The following is a 5,223-nucleotide window of genomic DNA, read 5'->3' on the forward strand; positions in this document are numbered from 1 at the left end:
GGAACCGAGGACGACACAACTACTCTGGCTGCAGCGTTTCTGATCGGCGTCTCGGCCATGTGGATATCAGACATTGTGTTCGACGTGATCGTGCGACGGTTCAGGCCCAAGCTTGAAGAGTGATAGCTCCAACGCCCGCTGAAGCGGATGCTGAAGACGCCGATAAGGGCGCACGAAAAAAGGCTACCGCGCCTAAACCATCCCAGCCGAAAAAATCCAAGACAAAGTAGACAATGCGCGGATACTCTCCGATCCTCGAATCAGGGGGTTCGGGGATGGACAAAAAAGTCACCGTCAAGTTTTGGCAATTGTTCCCGGCGCTGGAGGACGGCGTGCAGTTCGACGTTTCGCTGCAAGCGGCCTTCGCCCTAAGTGGGGAACATTTGGTGAAGGAACTTGACGAAGTTCGATATCAGTTAGACCCGCGCACGTCAGCTAATGCTGCGCCGATTTGTGGGGACGTTATTCGGCTCCAATCGGACGCCCTTCCCAGTAGGCTTAAGGCGGGAGAGAAAGCTAAGAAGCTCACCTTGGCTGAAGGCGAGTATCTGGGGCATCACACTGCTTTCATCTACGATACCGAAAAGCACCTGCTAGGCTTCGAGGTTAAGCCCGCAGCCGCCGGATTGTCGAAGCTAACCACACTCGTCGCTGAACTCGCGAACCATCAGCCGTGTATCGCTCTCCCAATCTTGACAGAGAGCGATATAAATAAGCTAGCCGGAACCAAAAACGGTGCCGTGATTTTTAAGATTGCCGACCCTGCATCCCTGAACGCCGTGGATCCAGATTTGGGAGAGGTAAGGGACAACATAGCCTTCCTTAAGGACCTAGTAGATGGAGCCTACGTTACAGTTTCAATCGGCGTTGGGCCTCGCAGGGAGGGACTGACCGTCCCCAAGATTAGAAGGCTGGTGGGATGGCTCGTAGGCGAAAAAGAGGCTAAAAGAGGAAAAATTCGCGATGTCAAGGTGAGCCAGCCGCATGAGGCAGAGCCGATTCTTGACTTCGTGAAGGCGCATTTCAGGACCAGTCAGGTTTTGGAATTGTCGGGCGATCCAGATACCGACTGGCCCAAGCGAGAGCAGTTTCTGCGCTCGTCATTGGCGAAGGCGAAGCAACATGTTGGCAACGGGAACGGTTAGGGCGAATACGTTTCTCGGGGACAGGCGCGTCCGTCTCCTGGTCTTTCTGTATGCGGCAGCGCTCCTAGTCGCATACTTCGTGTTGCCCAAAATAGCCCCCGACGCCGACACCGTCATGGCCATTAACAAGCGCGGTGAGGCTGCATACTCCGCCCTGTTTACTTTTCTTTCGGTCTTTTGGGCTGCCGTCCTGACGATATGGAGTCTGTTGAAGTCCAGGGCTACTCGGTACGTCGAAAGGCTTGCGGACAACGTGGTATTCAAGGATTTCATGCTTGACCTAGAGATTAGACTGGTCCTCTCCTTTACAGTTATTATCCTTTCATTCGTGATTTACATCATGAATCCCGCTATGGTTATACCTTACACAAATTCTGCCCTGCTTATCTTTGGATGGCTTCTGTTTTACGGAGCCTCAATATTGCTTCTTATCGACAGCCTTTTGACGGCACGACTCGTTCTTTCGTGAAGTCGAAAAGCGGCTTAGCCCCTGCTGAGGCGAAACTGGCTTCACCAATCCACCATTCAAGCGGCTTAGAATTTCGCATTTGGCGCCGCCATCCTGCCCGCCATGGCAAAAGCGGACAAGCGCACTTCCGATCAGCAGAAGCAGGGCGAGGCCCTTCGTAAGGAGGGGTCAAAGTGGCTTGCGCGCGTCGAGGCAGCCGGCAAGCTCGAAAAGCAGTGGATGGACGACGCCGAAAAGGCGGTGAAGGCCTACACTGGCGAAACCAAGTCGGACGACCTGAGCACGTCTGCCACGCTCGGCAACACTTACGACTTCAACATCCTCTTCGCCAACGTCGAGACCATCGTTCCGGCGATCATCAACAGCCCGCCCGCGCCAGACATTCGGCGCCGCTTCGCCGACGAGGATCTGGCAGCAAAGGACGTCGCCGAGCTGATCGAGCGCGCCATTCGTACACAGGTCGACGATTCCAAGCTTCAGGTCGAGCTGGAAGGCGAGGCGCAAGACGGTTTCCTGGCGGGTCGTGGCATCATCCGGCTTCGCTTCAAGAGCGATATCGTAAAGGACGAGACGACCAGCGAGGAGCTTGAACGCGCGAGCGCCGCCGCAGCCGACGATGCGCCCGCGGAAGAGCCTGGCAGCGATGAGACTGCTTGCGACGCGTATGGTGCAGCCAGTCAGCCAGGCGCGGGGCCAGCCGAACGCCTCGCGAACGAATGCATCGAGTTCGAGGCGGTGAGCTGGCGCGACTATCGGCACGGCCCGGCGAAGCGCTGGAGGGATCGGCCATGGGACGCGTTCCGCTTCGTCGTCCAGCGCGAAGATGAAGACGCGGTGTTCGACGCCGGGCTGATCAGCATCCAGACGAACGACGCCGAGAAAAAAGCCCGCGGCGAAAGCGACAGCGACCTGACCGGATGGGAAATCTGGGACAAGGGCAGCCGCAAGGTCATCTTCATCGACGACAACGGCGTGGTGCTGAAGAAGGTCGACGACCCGCTTGGCGTGACAGATTTCTTCTGCATCCCGGCGCCCGTGCAGCCGATCGAACTCACCGGCCGGTTGATGCCGGTCAATCCGTTTTCGATCTATAGCAAGCTCGCCGACGAGCTTGACCTGACGACGAAGCGCATCCGGATCATCACTAACCACATGAGGGTAAAAGGCTGGTATCCCGGTGATGCCGGCGACATCGCCAACATGCTGGCGGCCGAGGACGCGGAGTTCGTGCCAATCGGCAACGCGGATATCTGGGCAGCCAATGGCGGGCTCTCAGGCGCGGTCGCCTTCTGGCCCGTCGAAAAGTTCATCGCTGTGCTGCGGGAGCTCTATGGCGCCCGGGAACAGACCAAGCAGGCCATTTACGAGATCACCGGCATTTCTGACATTGTGCGCGGCGCCTCGCAGGCGAGCGAGACGGCCACGGCTCAGAACATAAAGACGCAATGGGGCTCGCTGCGCATCCAGAAGATGCAGCGCATGATGGAGCGGTGCGCGCGCGACATCTTCGTGATGATGGCCGAAATCATCCCGGCCAAATTTTCGCATGAGACTTTGCAGCAGATGACCGGCGTTCAGATCCTGCCGGCGCAGCAAGACCTGACGCCTGTCCAACCTCCGCCGCCACCGCCGCAGGACGTCCAACTGCCGCCTCAAGCGCAACAGCAGTACCAGGCCGCGGTGCAGGCGGCTCAGCAGGCCGAACAGCAACGGCAGGCGAAGCTGGCCAAGCTTCAGTCGATCCAGCAGCTTCTGACGCAGCGCCTGGCCATGATGTACCGCATCGATGTCGAAAGCGATTCGACGGTCAAGGCGGACCTGACCAGGCAGAAGGCCGAGACGGCGGAGTTCATGCAGGCGGCCGGGGCCTATTGGGCGGCTGTCGGCCCGCTAATCCAGCAGGGCGAGATGTCGAAGGAAGTGGCGATTGAAATCTTCGCCGCGAACGCCCGGCTGTTCAATCTCGGCAAGTCGGTCGAGGACGTTCTGGAAAAGATGGTGACCGATGCCAAGGCGAAAGCCGATCAGCCTCCGCCCCCGAGCGCCGAACAACAAAAAGCTCAGGCGGACGCGAAGGCGCGAGAAGCGGACCAGGCGGCAAAAGCTGCTGATGCGAAGATCAAGCAAGACGCCGCAGCGCAGGACATGCAGTTCAAGCGCGAAAGCCACGAAATGACGATGGCAGAGAAGCGGCTGGACCTTCAGGCGAAGCGGCAGGCCGCGCGCGCCGATCAGAACCAAATCATGCTCGCCAACGGCATACTCCCGCCGCCCGATCCCGAGCAGATCGACGGCCAGGCGCTGCTGAAAGAGATGGCAGCGCAGCGCGACCAGTTCGGCCAGCTCTTGGCGGCGCTCATCCATGAGCTTTCGAAGCCCAAGCAGATCGTCAGGGACGCGCAAGGCCGCGCGGTGACGGCTGTTCCGATGCAGATCCCGCAACAGACCCCAGGAGCCCCGGCAAATGGCTACAACCAGTGAAATCGACGTTGGCATGGATGCCATCGCGCAGCGCATCTATGACCAGCGGCAGGTGATGCTCAAGGTAAAGCAGAACGCCACCGGCGCATCTGCCGCCCTCGCAGCCATCACCACCGACTTCGCCGCGGTCATCTCAGCCGTGCAGGCCTTCGGCACGAGCGATGCCTACGAGGCCGCGACTAAGGCGCAATTCGCGAAGCTGACTACTGAATATAACGCGCTGAAGTCCGTCGCTGACGCGGTCGCAGGGGCCAATCTCGGCTGATGCTTGAAGGTCAGTTCACCCCCGGCGTTCAGCCGCAGTTAGAGCAGATCACGCCGAATTTCTTGCGTCGGCGCCGGATGATTCAATTCGTGTCTCAGCTCGGGCTGCTGACCGGGCTGAAAATCTGCCTCGACGCGGCTGATGGTGCGTCACTGCCGGCCGGCTCGGCTTCCTGGTTGGACACGTCGGGCAACGGCTACGACTTTTTCAGGGGCTCGACGAGCGGCAGCAGCACCGATGACCCAACCATCAACGGGACGACCAACGGGCGCTCATCCTCGGAATATTTCTCCTTCGATGGCGGTGACTTTTTCCGCTACGACACGACCAACGAAGCCTGGATGCAGAACCTGCACAAGGACAACGCCAAGTTCTCTTATTTCGGCTACAACTATTTCGCCAACGTCGCGACCGCGAGCGGCATCTTCGGCGATAACGTCAATGCTCCGGGCAATATCGGCTGCCGGCTCACGCTGACCGCCTCGGGCGTGTTGGGCTTCAACGTGTCGAAGACCGGCGCATCGTTCGCCCTCGACTTCAACAGCACTCTCAGCCCCTCCGCCAGTGCCTGGCATGCCATTGGACTGTCGGTCGACGAGGCAGCGACCACCGGCTTCATTTTCCTGGACGGAACCGTGCAGACCTTCACGTCGACTTACACCACGCCGTCGGCGTCCAGCGCATCGCAGACCTTCGAAATTGCTGCTCGGGGTAGCGGTGACGGCAAATGGGCTACTGGCGGCAGGATGGCCAACTTCACCATGTGGGAAGGCGCGGTTCTCTCGCAGACGGACATGGCCAATTTGTTCACGATCACGCGCGGGAGGTACGGCATATGAGGATCCCGAGCGGCAAGATCGATC

5 protein-coding genes are annotated in these 5,223 nt (G+C 59.2%); all 5 read left to right on the forward strand.

Features of this window, described 5'->3' with window-relative positions:
* Nucleotides 1-275 precede the first annotated feature (275 nt).
* The 5 genes from EOA75_RS28215 to EOA75_RS28235 all read left to right on the forward strand — a co-directional run bounded on the left by EOA75_RS28215 (nucleotide 276) and on the right by EOA75_RS28235 (nucleotide 5,199).
* Nucleotides 276-1,145, forward strand: coding sequence for a DUF6731 family protein (locus EOA75_RS28215; RefSeq protein WP_127325708.1), 870 nt, complete (start codon nucleotides 276-278; stop codon nucleotides 1,143-1,145).
* Nucleotides 1,123-1,614 (forward strand): hypothetical protein, encoded by a 492-nt coding sequence (locus EOA75_RS28220; RefSeq protein WP_127325709.1) that lies wholly within the window; start codon nucleotides 1,123-1,125, stop codon nucleotides 1,612-1,614. Before EOA75_RS28215 ends, EOA75_RS28220 begins: the two co-directional genes overlap by 23 nt.
* A gap of 102 nt (nucleotides 1,615-1,716) precedes the next feature.
* Entirely contained in the window at nucleotides 1,717-4,095 is a 2,379-nt protein-coding gene (locus EOA75_RS28225) for a hypothetical protein (protein ID WP_206517047.1), read from the forward strand.
* The gene (locus tag EOA75_RS28230) at nucleotides 4,079-4,360 is read left to right on the forward strand and encodes a hypothetical protein (RefSeq protein ID WP_127216409.1); all 282 of its coding nucleotides are present in this window, start codon (nucleotides 4,079-4,081) and stop codon (nucleotides 4,358-4,360) included. Before EOA75_RS28225 ends, EOA75_RS28230 begins: the two co-directional genes overlap by 17 nt.
* Nucleotides 4,360-5,199, forward strand: a complete 840-nt coding sequence (locus tag EOA75_RS28235) for a hypothetical protein (RefSeq protein WP_127325710.1) — start codon at nucleotides 4,360-4,362, stop codon at nucleotides 5,197-5,199. The genes EOA75_RS28230 and EOA75_RS28235 overlap by 1 nt, the downstream gene beginning before the upstream one ends.
* Nucleotides 5,200-5,223: the final 24 nt, after the last annotated feature.

It is taken from the genome of Mesorhizobium sp. M1A.F.Ca.IN.022.07.1.1 (genome assembly GCF_003997575.1).
In the GTDB taxonomy this organism is placed as follows: Bacteria; Pseudomonadota; Alphaproteobacteria; order Rhizobiales; family Rhizobiaceae; genus Mesorhizobium.

Coding starts and splice junctions, on each gene's coding strand:
- EOA75_RS28215 (WP_127325708.1), top strand. CDS start 276: ATGGACAAAAAAGTCACCGTCAAGTTTTGGCAATTGTTCCCGGCGCTG.
- EOA75_RS28220 (WP_127325709.1), top strand. CDS start 1,123: ATGTTGGCAACGGGAACGGTTAGGGCGAATACGTTTCTCGGGGACAGG.
- EOA75_RS28225 (WP_206517047.1), top strand. CDS start 1,717: ATGGCAAAAGCGGACAAGCGCACTTCCGATCAGCAGAAGCAGGGCGAG.
- EOA75_RS28230 (WP_127216409.1), top strand. CDS start 4,079: ATGGCTACAACCAGTGAAATCGACGTTGGCATGGATGCCATCGCGCAG.
- EOA75_RS28235 (WP_127325710.1), top strand. CDS start 4,360: ATGCTTGAAGGTCAGTTCACCCCCGGCGTTCAGCCGCAGTTAGAGCAG.